This window comes from Marinactinospora thermotolerans DSM 45154, assembly GCF_900167435.1.
GTDB classification, from domain to species: Bacteria; Actinomycetota; Actinomycetes; order Streptosporangiales; family Streptosporangiaceae; genus Marinactinospora; species Marinactinospora thermotolerans.
Map to the genome: position 1 here is coordinate 63878 of NZ_FUWS01000004.1, position 14124 is coordinate 78001.

The window sequence follows — 14124 nt, forward strand, 5'->3', positions numbered from 1 at the left end:
GGCTCTACTGCGCTACCCTGTCGGCCCTCTCGTCTCACCCCCGCGGGGCCCGCGCGGACGCGTCCCCCGCGCGCTCACGCCTTCACCGCATGGGTTTCCGCTGATCAACACCTCGTACAGCGGAGTCAGCGCCTCGGCCGCCTCCGCCGCCTCCTGCGGATCCGCCAGCGCGTGGACGGCCGGTTGCGGACGCGGGGGCGTGGACGGGAGCGGGGGCAGGTCCGGGGCCGTCCAGAAGTCGGGGCCGTCGGGCAGCGGACCGATCTCCACGGGCGCGGGGGCGGGGAGCGCCTCCCCCACGGGGGCGGCGGCAGGTCCGAGTTGACGCACCTGTCCGAGGAAGGCGCGGCGTTCCCGCCCCAGCCACGCCAGGAGGAGGAACGGATCGTCGTCCAGCCGGGCGGCGAACGCGCCCAGACAGGCCGTGACGTGTCCGCACGGGTCCTCCCAGCCGGCGCAGGAGCAGGTCGTGACGAGATCGAGCGGACCTTGGGGCAGGAGGGCGGAGCCGAGCAGGTCGAAGACCCGCTCGACCTCCAAGGGCAGTTCGCCGGAGAGGAGCCTGGCCCGAAACAGCGGCTGACCGGCGAGCGCCGCGCAGATCCGGTCCCACGTCCCGTCGTCGAGTGTCTCGCGGATCAGGCTGACGTGGTGGGAGCGGCCGGCCGTCCCGCCCACCTTGGCCACCACCTCGCCCGCGCGTACCCGTAGCTCGGTGACCGCGCCGCCGGCCGCGTGGAAGCGTCCCCGTTCCAGCGGGTCCGCGCCGGTCACCGCCTCGGTGAACCGCTGCGACCAGCGTGCGTGCCGGCTCACTGCGCCACCGCCTCGGGAGACAGCCGTACCACCTCGCGCAACTGCTCGGTGGACAGTTCCGTCAACCACTCCTCCCCGGTTCCCACCACGCTCTCGGCCAACGCCCTCTTGCGCTGGATCATCTCGTCCACCCGTTCCTCCAGGGTGCCCACGCAGACGAGTTTGCGCACCTGGACGTCGCGACGCTGCCCGATGCGAAACGCCCGATCGGTCGCCTGCTCCTCGACGGCGGGATTCCACCAACGGTCGATGTGGATGACGTGGTTGGCGGCGGTCAGGTTCAGTCCCGTCCCCGCGGCCTTGAGGGACAGCAGGAACACCATCGGCTCCGCCGTCTCCTGGAAGTGAGCCGTCATCTCCTCGCGGCGGTGTCGCGGGGTCCCGCCGTGCAGCCACAACACCCGACGGCCCAGCCGCGCCGCCAGGTAGGGCGCGAGCCGGTCGCCGAAGGAGGTGTACTGCGTGAAGCACAGGGCCTTGTCCCCTTCGGCGAGCGCCTCCTCCAACAGCAGCTCCAGGCGCTCCAGTTTGCCCGAGCGGCCGGTGAGGGCGGAGCCGTCGGCGAGGAACTGCGCGGGATGGTTGCAGATCTGTTTGAGGCGGGCCATCGTCGCCAGCACCAGTCCCTTGCGTTCGATGCCCTCGGTCTCCTCGACCCGCTCCAGCATGTCGTCCACGGTCGCCTTGTACAGGGAGGCCTGTTCGGGGGTGAGCGTGCACCAGGCCGTCATCTCCAGTTTGTCGGGCAGGTCGGAGATGATCGAGCGGTCGGTCTTGACCCGGCGCAGGATGAAGGGGCCGGTCAACCGCTTGAGGAGAGCGGTGGCCTCGCGGCCGGCCACACCGTCGGCGTCCGCCTCGATCTTGGCGGAGATCGCCTGACGGAAACCGAAGGCCGACCCCAGCAGTCCGGGATTGGCGAACTCCATGATCGACCACAGCTCGCCGAGGTTGTTCTCCACCGGCGTCCCGGTGAGCGCGATACGGGACGTCGCGGGAAGCTCGCGCACCGCGCGGGCCTGACGGGTCTCGCTGTTCTTGATCGCCTGGGCCTCGTCGCAGACGACGCGCCGCCACGGCATCGCCGCGAGTTCGGCGCGATCACGCACCACCACCCCGTAGGTGGTCACGACCAGGTCGGTGTGCCCCAGCAGACGGGCCAGGTCGTTGCCGCGCGGCCGGCCGGGACCGTGGTGGACGTGGACGCGCAGGTTCGGGGCGAACGCGGCCGCCTCACGTTGCCAGTTGCCCACGAGGGAGACCGGACAGACGAGCAGGGTCGGTCCGGCGGGGGCGCGGTCGTGTTCGTCGGCGATCAACGCGAGCAGCTGTACGGTCTTGCCCAGGCCCATGTCGTCGGCCAGGACCGCGCCCAGACCGAGCTCGCCGAGGAAACGCAGCCACGCCGCGCCCCGCTCCTGGTAGGGGCGCAGCGTCCCGGTGAAGCCCGCGGGGGTGGGCATCGGTTCGAGGTGACGTTCGGCGCTGCCGTCCAGCAGCGCGCCGAGCGCCCCGTCGGCGTCGACGTCGCGTACCGGCAGCGGCGTCCCGGGGTCGGGTGCGACGGCCAGCCGCAGGGCCTCCTCCCGGCGCATCCGCCCGCGCCCGCGCCGGCGCAGGAACTCCAATGCGGTGCGCAGGTGGGCGGGATCCACCTCCACCCACCGTCCGCGTACCCGGACCAGGGGTTGTTTGAGGCGGGCCAGCTCGGCGAGTTCGTCGAGGTCGATGGTGTCCTCGCCGAGGACCGCGTCGAGGGAGAAGTCGACCAGGTCGTCGGTGCCGATGCCGCCGCTGCCGCCCGGACCCCGCTCCCGGGTGGTCAGGCGCAGCCCCAGGGAGCGCCGTCCGGCCCACTGGGGCAGCACCACGCCGAATCCGGCGGCGCTGAGCCGAGGGGCGACGTCCCGGATGAAGGCGTGCGCGCCGCCGGTGCCCGTCTCGACGGCCTCGGGGGCGAGTTCGCGCAGGACCGGGGAGAGGGCGGGGTAGTACCGCGCGGCGCGGGCGAGGTCGCGTAGCAGTCCCGTCTCGACGCCTTCGGGCAGCCACGCGGCCCCCTCGCCCAGCCACAGGGAGCGCAGCGGCAGTTGCAGGCTCGGTTCGGTTCCGGACTGCACCCAGAACTCCACCCGCCACGTCTCGCCGGTGGCGGGGCCGTCCTGTTCCGGTTCGGCGAGGCGGAAGAGCAGCCGGGCCGATGCGCCCGCGCGGTGGGCCTCGTGCTGCCAGGCGCGTGTCCGCCCGGCCAGGTGCACGGGGACGCCGGATGTGGGATCGGGGCGGCGCAGCGGACGTGTCCAGGCGGGGGCGGACAACGGCCCCGCCACGGTGAGGCGGGCGCGCGCGATCGCGTCGGTGAGCGCGCACAGCGCGTCGAAGACCAGGGCGCTCGCCTGACCACCGGTGTCGCCCGGGTCGAGGTGGGCGCGGGCCGACGGGGGCAGGGCGCGCACCAGGGCGGTGAAGTGGGCGGCGTCGGGGCCGGTGAGCACGGGGCGCCAGCGTGCGCTGGGGGGCTCACCGTCCACGAGGGGGAGAAGACGTCCCGACGAGGTCAGGCGGGCGGCGAATGCGGCCACCGCGCTGAGATGGCGCAGCCCCGGGCCGAGGGCGAGGCCGTCGGAGGCGCCGTCGTGCGGGGCGGAGAGCAGGGTGGCGGCGTCGACCGGCGGGAGGAGGCAGGCGGGCACCTTCCAGGGCCGAAGGGCGGGTCGCCGTACGGTCGCCGGGTCGGACGGTGTGCCGAGGGCGGGGGAGGGGAGGGGGCGGGAAGCGGCCCCCGGGAGGAGGAGGGGGAGATCGCCGATGGGGGCGTCGGCGATGCGGGCGGCCAGGGCGCCGTCGTCTCCGGCGAGTGTGCGCAGCGCGGCGCGGAGCGCTTTGGCGGAGGCCGCGTAGGGGTGGGGGCGTACGGCGGCCTGGGGGACGGTGCGCGTGGGCGCGGCGGAGTCTTCCGCCCATAGCGCCATGCCCTTCGTGTCCCACAGGGCGTGCACCACCAGCACGCGAACCTCCTTGTCCTCGGGCGTCGCCGCCTTGGCGGCCCCGTCCAGTATGGCGAGGTCGCGGGCCGGGCCGGACCGGGGTGACCGTTCACCTGCCAGGGCGACCGAAAGGAGATCTACAACGTAAAGTAGAGGAGTCGAAGAACTCCCTTCCCTCGCGAACGGCCCCTCACACGTCCACCGGTCGAGGGAAGACTCCCGAAAAGTACGGACCTCGTCGGCTCGCCGGACAGGACACGGTGGCGGGCCGTGTGCCGGGTCGATGGTGAAGGCGTGACACGGCAGGGGCGGGCCGGGGGGTTCGCCATCGTGGGGTGCCGTTAACGAACGTGTCACCAGCCGCAAACGCAGCTGAACCTCACCGGTCGGTGGTGAGAGCCTTCAGGGCGCGGATCTTGTCTGCCTCGGTCGGTAGCGCGTAGCGGCGGGTGGTGTTGATGTCGGCGTGGCCCATCAATTCGACGACCGTGACCAGGTCGACCGGCTCGCTGGCGAGGTCGCCGCGGCCTCGCACGAGGTCGGTGCCGAAGGTGTGGCGCAGCACGTGCGGACCGAAGGATTCGCCGCCGTCGGCCGGCCCGACCCCCGCCGCGGCCCCTCCGTTCCCGGGGAGGCTCCGACGCTGGGGGAGATCTCCGCGACCCCGGCGTCACAGCGCCGCCAGCTCAACATCGGGGTGCCCGAGTCCTTGATGCTGCACCGGCGTGCTGGACTGTACCGGCTCGACCACCGCGTCGATGTCCAGGACCAGGTTGCCGCGGCGCTGGACGCCTGGCTCCGCGAACGCGGCTACTGACGCGCGTGCGCGCCTACCTAGGTGGCTAGTCACCTAGGTAGGTCGGAGGAACGGTCCAAAGCCGTTCCTCCGACCTCGCGTTGATTACGTCCTTTACCGGCCTACTTCCGTGACGATCCCCCAGGTCAGCGGACTGCCGACGACGCCGGTGTCGTCCTGCGGGTCATGAAAAGTAGGCGAAAGGTCAAGGTCGTAGGCCTTTGTGTGACCTCATCTGAGGGCAGGTGAAAATGTAGCTTTAAGTGATGAAGCTCGACGCCTGCGGCTGATCCCCGCGGGCAGGAGAGGCCAGAGGCTCCAGGCTCGGGCCTCTTGCATCCCGGGAGAGACCTGAATGAGCACGTCCTCCGTCTGCGACAACTGTGGTTCGCTGATCGTGAGAACCAAGCCCCGTGGCCCGTTGCCGCGTCAATGTTCTAAGCGGTGCAAGGCCGAAGTTCGCTCCCGCCGCGAAGCGGATAATGGAGTGGCTGAACGGAATAGGAAGCGATCACAAGAAAAGTCCACGCGCCAAAAATCGGAGCGTGCCGCCAAAAATGCCCCCATTGTGGTACCCCTATAGCTGCCCGGCGAGTTCAATGTGGGTCTCCTGAATGTAAGCGTGAATACGCGAATCAGCGTGCTCGGGATTACCTGAAGCGGTGGCGCAACAGGCGAGGCAACAGCGGGCACAGGAAGGTCGAGCAGCAGTGCATCCAGTGCGGCAAGAAGTGGGAGACGCGATCAAGGTCAGTCAAGTATTGTTCCTTCTCCTGCCAGGCCGCCCATCAGCATGGAGAATCTCGAACTAGGAAAACGCCTCGCGCTGAACGGCGGCGAGCCTCAGCTATACGTCGGTTGGAACGTGCAGCTCACGGCTCGCATGGACGTACTCCGTGGGTGACTGGCGCCTGCTCAGAGTGCGGCGAGCTCTTCTCTAGTCAGTTCCCTGATGCGCGGACTTGCTCCACGAAGTGCCGAGTAGAACGTCGTCGACAACAGCATCGAAGCAAGGGAAAATGGATCGATGACGCAACCCGGTATGCGACCTATGAGCGTGACGGATGGGTCTGCCAGCTCTGTTTCAAACCGGTTGATCCAGACCTGAACTTCCTTGACAATTGGTCGGCAACTCTCGATCACATTGTGTGTCGCTCCTGGACTGAGAATCCTGACCATTCTCCGAGCAACCTTCGTTTGGCACATCGCTGGTGCAATTCGGTACGTGGCAACGAATCGTTCTACAACGCTGGCATGCTAACGACTTGACAACACTCCCCCCTTTGTCGCGGCTGCTGGTAATCGGGGGTCGAGAAGGATCACTACGGACGGTAAGCCTGGGTCAGGTGGAGCGGGAGCCCTTGTCGGTGTTGCCGTAGTCAGGACAGCGGCGGTAGTAGGTGGGGTCGATGTTGTGGGTCGCAGTGGCCCGGCCGTGGTGTGGTTGCCATCCGCGCCAGTGGCGGGTGTTGTAGCGCGTGCACAGCGGAGCACGGACGTAGCCGTGGGTGTGGCAGTGGTCCCACACCTGCGCCCGTTCGGTGAGACAGCCCGCGCACATGAACTGTGACGCCTTTGGCCAGGTCCTGCGGATCCGCTCGGCACGGGTTGCGCGACTGCGATGCGGCACTGGTGTGCACGGCCAGTTCCGGCCATGCGACCCAAACGTCCACCGGGGAGGCATAGGGTCCTCCCGGTGTCGGAGAGCACGCCGAATACGAGAAACAGTCGGACGCAGGAGAACGTGATGAAGCGCTTGCATCTGGGGCTGGCCGCTGCCTTCTTCGCAGGGGCGGTGGTCTTCACCGCCGGGGCACCTGCCAGCGCCGCCAGCGCCCCCAGCGATGTCAGTATCGCCAGCACCGCTGGCCCCTACGACACCGAAGGGGACTGCCTGATTGCCCGAAACGAGTACAACCGCTACTACGACATCGACAGTTACTGCTTCCAGTATCCGCCTCTCTTTGGTCTCTGGTGGTTCCACTACTCCTAGAGCGAAGGGCGTCAAAATCGGGGGCCATTAACGAACGTGGTACCAGCCGCGAACGAGATGGACCCACCGTGATCGTCCTGCCCTACCAGGGGAGCGAGGAGGATCGCTTCAGGTTCTGGCGGCAGCCCCCCACCTGAGGTCACAGCAAAGTCACGAGCCCCCGTGCAGCGGAGCGTTGCGCGGGGGCCGGTTTTTGTGCCACGGATTGTTCTAAGTGTCGATAAGGTTCACTGATCGGAGGCCGTAAACCTGAACAATCAGGACAGACGGAGTGTCCCTCCCCGCGAGGGGAGGGACACTCCGTCTGTCACCTTTGTGGTGACAGACGGACGGGGCGATCGGCCGCGCGCGCTTGGTGGCGGCGGTGGGCGACCTGGCGGGCCACCCCCAGCGCGCGTCCCAGATCGGTGTAGGAGACGTCGTCGAGTTCCATGGCGCGGTCCATCGCGGCGCGCTCTTGTGCTTCCAGGGCACGGCGTAGGTCCCCCAGCAACGCCACCACGGCCAGACGGGTGGCCCGGTCGGCGTCCGCGTCGGCCAGGGCGGCCTCCACGGCCGCCGGCGGATCCAGGACGGCCAGGCGCTGGCGCCACGCCTCGACGGCGGCGAGCCCGCCGACCCGCACCGCGTAGCGGTGGGTTAGGTGCTCGATCGGAGTCATGGATGGGGCGGGGCCGGTGTAGGGGTGCAGCAGGGCAGGCAGCCCGCCCAGGCCCTCCAGGCGCTCACGCACCCGGTAGGGCTCGGCCGCGTCGAGGGCGTCGTTCAACGCGGTGGCCAGGGCCTCGGCCATGGCGGCGATGCGCTTATCGACCGCGGCGTCGTCGACCTGTAGCTCGTGGGCGGGCTGCCCGGTGATGGAGGAGGTGATCACGGCAAGGGCGGTGGTGCGGGGGCTGGGCCAGCGGCCTCGCCAAGCACTGCGGCCACGGTGGCCGGGGCAGGGCTGTCGCTCCACTCCCACTCCCAGCGCTTGGCAGAGGAATCGTACTCGGGTGCTCGTTTCCAGAAGTGTCCAGTGTCAGTGAACTTGTTCCGTTGGCAGGCAGTTGATCTGCTGCGTCAGCCGTTTTGCCCCCAGGCCGGGCTTGCGCCAGCAGGGTTGCTCCACACCGAAAGTGAGCGCCTGAAAGCGGTACGGATGCAGCCTGGGCATGGGGTGCGGGAGACCGGGGCATCGGTGAGGTTCGAGGTCGTCCTCCTCGCCCCCGACGGCACCGAGGAGCGCCTGCCGCTGGAGCAGGCCGCCCGCTACCCCTTCGAGTCCGTGCTGGGTCGCTTCTACTCGCGTCCCGCCTTGCGCGCGTAGGCACGCGCGGCCCTGACCCGGTCGCCACAGCGAGTCGAGCACCAGTGGCGCCTGGCGTGTGTGCGCAACAGGAAACGGCCGCACGAAGGTGCTGCGCAGCGGGCGAGCATCGCGGTGTCCTCACTGGAGAGAAGGGCGAGCACGTCCGTCGCGACGGCCGACATCGCGTACTCGACGGCCTGCGTCGCCGGATGCTCGGACACCGAGAGGAAACCCTCGGACTCGCTCCATACGAGGCGCTCAACCGCAGGCGCCAACTTCATCGCGGTGTTGACGGCATCGACTGCCGGTGCAGGTGGCCGATCGCGTGTGACCGCCGCGTCGAAGACCTCACGCACGCTCCCACGGAAGTCACGCAGACGGTTGCTGCAGTACACCTGCACGTCGGCATCGGGCGCGGCCAGCCCTCGCGCGATCATCCAGTCGGTCGTGCGCCGCGGGTCGCCGAGCAGGTCCACCGCCCCGGCGCCCATCTCCCAGCCGCCGCTGTTGGCGAGCGCGAGGCTCGGGTGCGCCTCCTCGCCGGGAGCCGGCGGGAGATCAGCGATTCTCATCGTCCTCGTCATGGTGATCTCATGCTACCGGGTTGCGTAAGCCGTGAGAAAGGCTCTACTCTTTCTCACGGTAAATAATTCTGTTTGCCATGATCCCATCGAGATCGAAGGACACCCATGCAGCTCACCCACGTGCGCAACGCGACGATGCTCATCGAGACCGCCGGCAGCCGGATCCTCGTGGATCCGATGCTCGGCGCGAAGGGATCCTCCATCGCCGCGCCGACGGTGGTCGACAACCACCGGCGCAACCCCCTGGTCGACCTCACGACACCGCTCGCCGAACTCCTCGACGTCGACGCCGTGATCGTCACCCACACTCACCCCGACCACTGGGACGAAGCAGCCGCAGCCCTGCTGCCCCGCGAGCTCCCCCTCGTCGTGCAGCACGAAGAGGACGCGATGAAGATGCGGGAGATCGGCTTCTCCGACGTCCGGGTACTCCAGACGTCGCTCGACCTGCTCGGAGCGACCGTCACCCGCACGGAGGGCCGACACGGGTCGAAGGAGTTCCTCGCGGCCAATCCCGCGATGGGCGAGGTCAGCGGGTTCGTTCTCGACGCGCCGGGAGAGCCGGTCGTGTACGTCGCCGGAGACACCGTCTGGACCGACGACGTGGCCGCCGCCCTTGCGGACCACACGCCCGACATCGTCGTCCTGAACACCGGCGAGGCCACCTGGATCACGGGGGACGCGATCATCATGGGCGCCGACGATGTGCTCCGCGCGCACCGCGCCCTGCCGGACGCGCAGATCGTCGCCGTGCACATGGAGGCGCTCAACCACTGCGTCGTCACCCGTGACCAGGTGCGAGCCCTCGCCGCCGAGCACGGGATCACGAACCTCGTTCACGTTCCCGAGGACGGAGAGAAGATGACCTTCGCATGACGGCCACGACGACACCGGACACCGTCCGGATCGCACGTCTCCAGCGCCGCATCGTCTGGGCGCTCTCCGCAGGACAGGTGCTCGGCGGCATCGGGACGGGCGCGACGATCAGTCTCGGACCGCTGCTGATCGTGGTCACCGCCGGCTCCGAGGGCCTCTCGGGCCTGGCCGCGACAACGGGAACGCTCGGTGCGGCCGTCCTCGCGATCCCCCTCGCGCGCCTGGCGCAGTCGCGGGGGCGGCGCGTTTCTCTCACCACGGGTGCGATCCTGGCCGCGCTCGGCGGACTCCTCGTGATCGCGTCGGCCGGGCTCATGAGCCTGCCGCTGTTGCTCGTCGGCCTCACACTGATGGGCGCGGCGCAGGCGCTCAACCTGCAGGCCCGGTTCGCCGCGGCCGACCTCGCGGCGGACCGGACGCGCGGGCGTGATCTCTCGCTCGTTGTCTGGTCCACGACCATCGGCGTGGTCTTGGGACCCAACCTGTTCGAACCGGGTGAGGCGCTCGGCGCCTGGCTCGGACTGCCGGAGATGTCGGGCGGGTTCGCGATCAGCATGGCGGCGCAGCTCGTCGGGATCGTGCTGTTCCTGGTGTTCCTGCGCCCGGATCCGCTTCTCACCGCGGCGGCGCTGGCAACGCGCGGCGACGACCCTGTCGCTCCCCGACCCACGGGAGCCCTGCGGACGCTTCGCCACAACCGGCTCGCCCTGCGTGCGGTCGTCACGATCGCGCTCTCGCACGCCGTCATGGTCTCGCTCATGAGTATGACGTCGGTGCACATGACCGGGCACGGCTCGGCCATGGCGATCGTGGGGCTGACGATCAGTCTCCACATGGCTGGCATGTACGCCCTCGCGCCCGTTTTCGGTTGGCTCACCGACCGCTGGGGGGCCCGCGCCGTCATTCTCGGCGGGCAGGGGCTGTCGGCGCTCGCACTGGTCGCCGGGGTGCTCGGCTCGGACTCCGAGGCAGGCGTGATGAGCGCACTGATCCTGCTGGGGCTGGGCTGGTCGGCTTCCACGGTCGCCGGGTCGACGCTCGTGACCGAGTCCGTCGCGCCTGCCGAACGCCCGCGGGTCCAGGGGGCTTCGGACACCCTGATGAACCTCGCGGGCGCGATCGGCAGCGCGGCCGCGGGGCCTGTCCTGGCGGTGATTGCCTTCCACGGCCTGGCCGCCGTCCTGCTGGTCCCCGTCGCGATCGTCGTGGTGATGCAGCTCCGACGTGCCGACTGACTGCTGCGCGTCGCGGGTCAGTCCTCCTGTTGGAGGACGCCCGCGGCTCGCGGTTCGGCGGCCTGAAAGTCCCTGGTCCGCGACCGGGCGGCCGAAGCCGACCGCTCACGCGGGTGCGGGACCTTCGGGTGCCACACCCGCGCCGAGGTCCAGGCGCGCGCCCAGGTCCAGGTTGACCTCGCCGTAGGGGCGCACGTGGGACCAGAACAGCGGCGTCAGCCCGCGTCGGTCGGCCGGGGTGAGCTTGTCCGCCCACGCGGGTTCGGCGAGCACGTCCTGGAGCATGAGGGTGTTGACGTAGACCAGGGACGCCTGGAGGATCCGCAGGCACAAAGCGGCCATCTCCACCTCCTCGCGCCGGTTGGTGGAGATCTCCCCGCCCTTGCCGTAGTAGATGACCGCGTTTGCGGCGTTCCAGGACTCCACCACGTTGAGGCCCTCCTCGATCTCGCGCTGCAACTCGCGTTCTCGCAGGTAGCGGGCCACGAAGCAGGTGCGTTGGGCGCGACCGATCTCCAGCATCGCCTGGTAGGCCGGGTGGGAGGCGGCGCGGGTGAAGCGGGACAGGATCGCCTCGGTGGAGGCGGTTCCCGAGTGGATCGCGGTGGCGTACTTGATAACCTGGTCGTAGTTGTTCTCGATGACGTCCCAGCGGATCGGCCGCGTCATGGCCGCCACCAGGTTGGGGTAGGCGTCCGGCTCGCCGACGTTTGGGCGGTAGAGCCGGACGTGGTTGATCTGCTTGATGCGCGGCAGAAGGTCCACGTTCAGCAACCGGGTGATGCCGAACCCGATCTCGGACTGGCCGTGGGAGTCGACGTAGTTGCCTTCCACCTTCATCGTCGTGCCGTGGCGGATGGCGCCCTCCACCATGGCCGCGACTTCGGAGGCTGAGGCCCGCAGTGTCTGGGAGTGCACCACCACCGAGCCGCGCTCGACGTGCCAGTACACCAGGATCCCCCGGCCGCCGTAGCGGGAGTGCCACTCGGTGAACAGGTTCTGCTCCCAGGCCCGAAAGTGCGTGGAGTCGGAGGCCACCGCTGTGGAAGAGGCGCCCCACAGGCCGGTGTCGCGGGCGGTGAAGGTGGCGTTGGCGATCTCCACGGCGATCTGCCGGGCCGCCTCGGGGGTGAGGTAGCGGCGCCGCACGTAGCGGATGTCCTCCTCGGTGTGGCCATGCGTGCCGCCCGCCACGGCACGGATCCCGGTGTTGGTGCCATATCCGTAGATGGACAGCATCAGCTTCTCGGCCAGCACCTCGGGCGGCATGCTCCCGCCGTCGGCCACCGCGGTGACCTGTTGCGCAGGATCGCCTCCTTGAGCATGTCGATCAGCGGCACCCCGTCCCACCTGCGTCGGACCTCGCCCTTGATCCGGCGCAGGTTGCGCGGCTCGGGTGAGGCCTCCGGCGCGGTGAACCGGATCGCCCCCGCCTTGCGCTCAGTGATGTCGACCCACTCCAGATCAGGCAGGGCGGCGTCCAGCGCGCCGAGCTCGGCCTCCATCTCAGTGCGCAGCGCGCGGGTGAAGGCCTTGGGGTCGCGGGGTTTGCGCAGCTCGGTGTAGTGCTCGGCGCGGCGCGAGGCGAAGTCGGCGGGCAGGTCCTCGTCCGGGTTGCGCCACCGCCCGGCCCCGAGGACCCACACCTCCTTGCAGCGCAACTGTTCGCGCAGCGCCTGGAAGGTGGCGACTTCGTAGACCATGCGCACCGTCCGGGTGCGGCCGCGCTTGTCGTCGCGGCGCACCACCTCGGCCCACTGGCCTGAGGTGCCCCGGTGCTCGGGGATGTGCTCGCCCAGCGGGTAGTAGGTGGTGTTGCCTACCTTGGCGTAGCGCTCCACCAACTCCAGGGCCTCGATGACCGGCCGATGCGCGGAGTTGTTGAACCGAAACTCCAACACCTGGAGCAGTTCGATCAGGCCGCGCCGGTAGTGGTTGGTGTAGGAGGCCTTGAGCGTGGTCTGCACCGTGCGCCGGTACACAGGCCCCTTGGTCCGGTACTCGTGCACCAGCTCCTTGAGCGTCTGCTCCCCGCCGCTCACCGCGCCGAACACCACCTCGCGCACCTCGCGCACCTGGCCGTCCGGGTCGGCCACGGAGGCCTCGGCGATGTGGAACAGGATGTTCTCCTTGCCCGGTGACCCGCTTGAAGGCGTTGATCAGCTCGTTGGTCACCTTGCGCTCGGCACGGGCCCCGATGCGGTGCACGGTCGCGATCAGCAGGTCCACCAGTGAGTCGGTGACCTCCCGCTCCCGCTCGACCAGCAACGCCGACAGCAGGGTCACGGCGGCCTGAGGGGAGCGGCGGCGCAGGTGGGAGGGCGACTCCACCGCCGCCCGCTGCCGCCAGGAGGCCAGCACCTTGGGCGCAACGTCGGCGAACAGGTGCGGCGGCAGGCCGATGGAGCGGATCGCGTTGAGCTTGCGGATCTCCCGCAGCATCGACTCCAGGCTGATGTTTCCCGGCATTGCCTTGACCAGGGACAGCACCGACTCGGCGTCTTCGTCGTCGGCCTCGGTCTCTGGGTTGTGCTCCACCAGGCCCAGCACCCGTGCGCGCAACTCAGGCGCCAGGCGGGATTCGATCGCGGTGAACCACGTCTCCTCGGCAGTGCTCAGGGCCGAGCGCACCATCCGCATGACGCGGTCAGCGGTGGGGGGGGCTCGATGCGCTCGGCGAAGCAGTGCTTGAGCAACTCCTCGCGCACCCGGTCGGTGCTGCGCTCGGCGTGAGCGACGTTGGCGGCCAACCAGTCGGTGAGCTTGTCGGCGTCGGCCACCCCGCACACCCGAAATCCCAGGTGGTCGCGGATCTGCTTGCGGTGGTACTCGATCGTGCGCCCGGACCACTCATAGAAGCCGAAGTCGGCGGCGGGCACCTTCACCTGGCGGGCGACGAAGCCGACGACCTCGTCAGGGAAGTCCGCTCGACCGCGGGGGAAGCGGCCGTGCCGCGTGTAGTACTTCAGCAGCAGCGCGAACCCCAGCTTCGTCGCGCCGCGCTTGCCCGTCACCAGGTCCTGTTCGTCGTCCAGCACGGTCCAATGCTCGACAAGTTCGTCCATGCTCACCGGCTGCCGACTCATGGACCGCATCATGCCGAAAGACCCTGGTTCAGGGTGGTCGATCACCGAAACTGGTCACGTTTGCGGCTGGTGACACGTTCGTTAACGGCACCCCATCGTGGACGGGGGCCGGTCTCGACCCGGACGAGCCGTAGGGGCGCCCAGGACGCTTGCCGGTGGGGGCGGACCCGCCCCGTCCGGATCGGGCGCGCCGCGGCGACGCCCTCCCGGGCGCGTGTCCGTCCAGGAGGGGCGGAGAAAAACCAAAGGCAAGGAGGTCTGGTCACTCCTTGCCACTCTTAATCTATAGCGCACCCGGGGGCTTGCGGCAAGACCCGGGTCGTGCCGGACAATCTCCAGCCGAAGCCGGAACCGGCGGAGACCGGGGACGCGCGAAGCCGGTGTGCCCTGTCCACGAACACGCACGCCAAAGGACGCAACCGCCGCCGGCACCCGCGGCGCGAAGGGGTGCGCGCGCCAT

Annotated in this window: 15 protein-coding genes; 6 read left to right on the forward strand and 9 right to left on the reverse strand. The window is 69.4% G+C overall.

The window, feature by feature from the left end; all coding sequences use genetic code 11:
* Positions 1-12 precede the first annotated feature (12 nt).
* The 3 genes from B5D66_RS08060 to B5D66_RS08070 form a co-directional block, all read right to left on the reverse strand.
* On the reverse strand, positions 13-816 hold the full coding sequence (locus B5D66_RS08060) for an SWIM zinc finger family protein (protein WP_200813568.1): 804 nt from the start codon (positions 814-816) through the stop codon (positions 13-15).
* Entirely contained in the window at positions 813-3824 is a 3012-nt protein-coding gene (locus B5D66_RS08065) for a DEAD/DEAH box helicase (RefSeq protein ID WP_078761041.1), read from the reverse strand. Before B5D66_RS08065 ends, B5D66_RS08060 begins: the two co-directional genes overlap by 4 nt.
* 358 nt (positions 3825-4182) lie before the next feature.
* A complete protein-coding gene (locus B5D66_RS08070; RefSeq protein WP_078761042.1) occupies positions 4183-4368 on the reverse strand; it encodes a tyrosine-type recombinase/integrase in 186 nt (61 codons plus the stop codon).
* Here B5D66_RS08070 and B5D66_RS08075 point away from each other — a divergent pair, their 5' ends adjacent.
* Positions 4369-4620 (forward strand): hypothetical protein, encoded by a 252-nt coding sequence (locus B5D66_RS08075; protein ID WP_078761043.1) that lies wholly within the window; start codon positions 4369-4371, stop codon positions 4618-4620.
* Between the two features lie 1321 nt (positions 4621-5941).
* Here B5D66_RS08075 and B5D66_RS26290 read toward each other — a convergent pair.
* On the reverse strand, positions 5942-6361 hold the full coding sequence (locus tag B5D66_RS26290) for an endonuclease domain-containing protein (RefSeq protein ID WP_078761044.1): 420 nt from the start codon (positions 6359-6361) through the stop codon (positions 5942-5944).
* Here B5D66_RS26290 and B5D66_RS08085 point away from each other — a divergent pair.
* Positions 6347-6592: a hypothetical protein gene (locus B5D66_RS08085; RefSeq protein ID WP_078761045.1), complete on the forward strand. Its 246-nt coding sequence runs from the start codon at positions 6347-6349 to the stop codon at positions 6590-6592. The two genes, B5D66_RS26290 and B5D66_RS08085, sit on opposite strands and share 15 nt — an antisense overlap.
* A gap of 307 nt (positions 6593-6899) precedes the next feature.
* Here the strand turns inward: B5D66_RS08085 and B5D66_RS25685 are convergent, their stop codons facing one another.
* A complete protein-coding gene (locus tag B5D66_RS25685; protein WP_078761046.1) occupies positions 6900-7466 on the reverse strand; it encodes a hypothetical protein in 567 nt (188 codons plus the stop codon).
* Between the two features lie 267 nt (positions 7467-7733).
* On the opposite strand from B5D66_RS25685, the gene B5D66_RS24980 reads away from it, so the two are divergent.
* Complete coding sequence (locus B5D66_RS24980; protein ID WP_200813570.1) at positions 7734-7901, forward strand: hypothetical protein; 168 nt, start codon at positions 7734-7736, stop codon at positions 7899-7901.
* On the opposite strand, the gene B5D66_RS08095 is transcribed toward B5D66_RS24980, so the two are convergent.
* Positions 7874-8455: a CGNR zinc finger domain-containing protein gene (locus B5D66_RS08095; RefSeq protein ID WP_078761356.1), complete on the reverse strand. Its 582-nt coding sequence runs from the start codon at positions 8453-8455 to the stop codon at positions 7874-7876. The two genes, B5D66_RS24980 and B5D66_RS08095, sit on opposite strands and share 28 nt — an antisense overlap.
* A 117-nt stretch (positions 8456-8572) precedes the next feature.
* Here B5D66_RS08095 and B5D66_RS08100 point away from each other — a divergent pair, with 117 nt between their 5' ends.
* Positions 8573-9343 carry an MBL fold metallo-hydrolase gene (locus tag B5D66_RS08100; protein WP_078761047.1) on the forward strand — a complete coding sequence of 257 codons (771 nt, stop codon included), beginning with the start codon at positions 8573-8575 and terminating at the stop codon, positions 9341-9343.
* The gene (locus tag B5D66_RS08105) at positions 9340-10578 is read left to right on the forward strand and encodes an MFS transporter (protein ID WP_078761048.1); all 1239 of its coding nucleotides are present in this window, start codon (positions 9340-9342) and stop codon (positions 10576-10578) included. Before B5D66_RS08100 ends, B5D66_RS08105 begins: the two co-directional genes overlap by 4 nt.
* 105 nt (positions 10579-10683) lie before the next feature.
* Here the strand turns inward: B5D66_RS08105 and B5D66_RS25960 are convergent, their stop codons facing one another.
* Together B5D66_RS25960 and B5D66_RS25965 are read right to left on the reverse strand one after the other, a co-directional pair.
* Complete coding sequence (locus B5D66_RS25960; protein WP_235000856.1) at positions 10684-11865, reverse strand: transposase; 1182 nt, start codon at positions 11863-11865, stop codon at positions 10684-10686.
* Complete coding sequence (locus B5D66_RS25965; protein ID WP_235000857.1) at positions 11817-12674, reverse strand: hypothetical protein; 858 nt, start codon at positions 12672-12674, stop codon at positions 11817-11819. The genes B5D66_RS25960 and B5D66_RS25965 overlap by 49 nt, the downstream gene beginning before the upstream one ends.
* Before the next feature lie 41 nt (positions 12675-12715).
* Here B5D66_RS25965 and B5D66_RS25970 point away from each other — a divergent pair, with 41 nt between their 5' ends.
* Complete coding sequence (locus tag B5D66_RS25970) at positions 12716-12874, forward strand: hypothetical protein (RefSeq protein WP_235000858.1); 159 nt, start codon at positions 12716-12718, stop codon at positions 12872-12874.
* Between the two features lie 319 nt (positions 12875-13193).
* On the opposite strand, the gene B5D66_RS25975 is transcribed toward B5D66_RS25970, so the two are convergent.
* Positions 13194-13664, reverse strand: a complete 471-nt coding sequence (locus B5D66_RS25975; protein WP_235000859.1) for a DUF4158 domain-containing protein — start codon at positions 13662-13664, stop codon at positions 13194-13196.
* Between the last annotated feature and the right edge of the window lie 460 nt (positions 13665-14124).